Annotated in this window: 1 protein-coding gene; it reads right to left on the bottom strand. The window is 33.3% G+C overall.

Annotation, left to right across the window (positions count from 1 at the left end):
• On the bottom strand, positions 1–2,597 hold a 2,597-nt coding region (locus tag M030_RS0114275), incomplete at its 3' end, for a hypothetical protein (protein WP_027374124.1).
• Between the last annotated feature and the right edge of the window lie 96 nt (positions 2,598–2,693).

The following is a 2,693-nucleotide window of genomic DNA, read 5'->3' as shown; positions in this document are numbered from 1 at the left end:
AAATCTCCTGATTGCGATGTCGGAACGGAAGATGGATACATCGTTTCAACTCTCGATAATGTTTTAGTAGCTCCGTTCGTAGTTTGGGATGTGATTGTTTCCAAAGGAATACCTACCATATTTTTACTAATCATCAGCTGGTTCCCTTTTTCATGGGCGTAACTGTAATCAGTCTGATTATTAATACCATCAGGAGAAATATTTTTTTGCGTTAATAACTGATGGTGATTAGTTGTACCATAGATATACTGGGTAGATGATGTTACAGGATTATTATTAAAATATTCAATATTTGTAGTTGATATGAGAGGGGTATGATGTGAGTAAATGGTATGTGCCGACATTTTAGAAACAACATGCATCTGTGCAATCATATCATACATTGCCATATTAACAGGCTTTCCATAAACATCTGCTATATAACTGATGGATCGTATTTTATCTGTTAATCTTGAAGGATTTGTATTATAGTTATATACGATTTCTTTCAATAGATTTTTATTACTGTCATAATATCTTTCACTCAAAGGTTTGCCTCTTTCAACTTCTAAATTATTATAGGCAAGTTTATCAAGAGCATTTTTCACAATACTTATATTAGCTGGCTCAAACGTATTTACATATCCAATATTTCCCTGGATAAGCTGATAATTATTTGATTTTAAATCTTTAAATCCATTATCCTGGTTAGAGAAAGTATGTTCAGTAACAGCTCCATTCTCCGATCTTTCATATACTTTAGAATAAGTAACATAATTACCATTAGTATAATTTAACGGAATATAAGATGATGAGGACAATTTCCAGAATTCTAAGTTTCCATTGTTTATATTCGCTTCGTCAAAATAATTTGGCATTCCTCCAAGAACTCCTGACGATGTAGTGGAACCATTGAGATAATCGTCTACATAAAAAAATGATTTACTATAAGTATTTACCAGATCATTGGTGAACATTTTTTTAACTCTTGCTCCACCTGCTATTTTGTTTCCGGTAGCATTTACATCAAACCCACTGATTGTTTTATTTAACAGTTTAGAATAATTATGAGGTTCATATTCAATTAAAGTATATCCTTTGGTTGGATATATGATTTTCTGCAACAATTCAGCTGTACCATAGGTAAAGTCCGGCTCCCTGTATTGAGGATATGTGAGCATCTGAGCTTTTGAATAGGTATAATTAGTCTGCGGAACAGTTGTTTCAAAGTTTTTGTTGTTATAATTTCCCCAGTGATCTGTTTTATTGACATTAAACTCAGGTAATCTTAAAGGGTTATACTCGAAAGAATATTGTTGTTTTGTCTGTTGACTTTTACCAATAGATACATTTAATAATCTCAATCTATAATTCGCAGTATTTTCATAATTGAATGCTACCGCATTCGTTCGGACATTATTTGCTTTGACTACAATACTATCCAGCTTATACCAATGTTTTCTGTTATTATAATTACCTGGGTAATGAATCATCTCATAGTTAGTATTAAGCTGTCCCCATGGTACAGATTGTGTATCATAATCCAATGCATTAGAATATGATTTATAAAAACTAATTTCGTTGTTATCAAATTTTATTTTACTCAAATATTTATAGAAACTTCTATCAAGGGTCAATAAATTGAAATTTCCTGAAGTATTGCTTTGAGATACAGAAGATGATTGGGTCTTATATGTAGAGTAATATGCCGAACTATGAACCACATAGGTTGCTCTGTTATCAAAAGCATATTCAAAAGTCATATTTTTTCCGTTAGCATATTCTATTTTGGTCAGATACCAGCTTTTCACATACATTGCCGGATTATATGCTGTGTCTACAGTTTCTATCCCATTAATTTCAAGTGCATTCGGATCTTTTCCGAAGGTATATTTCGTACCATTCTGATCTGTTAAAACAAATCCGTAAATAATTCTTTTAAGAAACCAGTCTACCTGGTTGGTAGGCCCTCCATTTTCGCGGAAAGTAAAATCATACTTCAACTCTTCTTTAACATCTATATCTAAATTCTGATTGGCTTTTACAACCCATTTCCCTTCATGGTTTTTAAAAAAGCTTCCGTTTAAACCATTTACATTGAATGCAAATTCGTCCGGTGATGGAAAAGCTTCATTATGTGTTGGGAAAAGCGGTGTCATAAATTGATAATATTGAGTCATCTTTGCATCACTAAACCAGTCAGGAGTATTCAGTCTTGTATAATGATCATAATAGGAAAATACTGTTGGATCGGTAAAACCATTTAAGTAGCATTCATCAATCCCTCCGTTAACCAATCTGGTAATGGCTCCTCCCACTGAAAGATTCCACCCCAATCCTACCCAGGAAGTCTGAAAATCAGGTTTTACAGAGGAAATATTGTAATTCAAACTGATATCTGCATCGTTTCCATAATTGTTATTTGAAAATAACGGGATTCCGATATTAGGCTGACCTGTTGAAAGGTTCATGGGAAACATTCCAAAGGAACCTAACGCAGAGACATTAGGGCTTGACGGATAATATCTTGGAACAAAAGCATTTCCCTGAACAACCTGAGCGTTGACCCATAAGAAAGCATTTAGTATTAGTGTAAATAAAACTATTTTTTTCATCATCTTTACTTTTTAATCAGTTTGGCATTAGCAGTTTTGTTGGTATCCGTTTTTATGGTAATCAGGTAAGCTCCCTGGATCAAAGCCTGGGTATCTATC

Source organism: Chryseobacterium sp. UNC8MFCol (genome assembly GCF_000482305.1).
In the GTDB taxonomy this organism is placed as follows: Bacteria; Bacteroidota; Bacteroidia; order Flavobacteriales; family Weeksellaceae; genus Chryseobacterium; species Chryseobacterium indologenes.
Note: the sequence above shows the minus strand (reverse complement) of the source record. Positions and strands in the feature narration are given on the sequence as shown.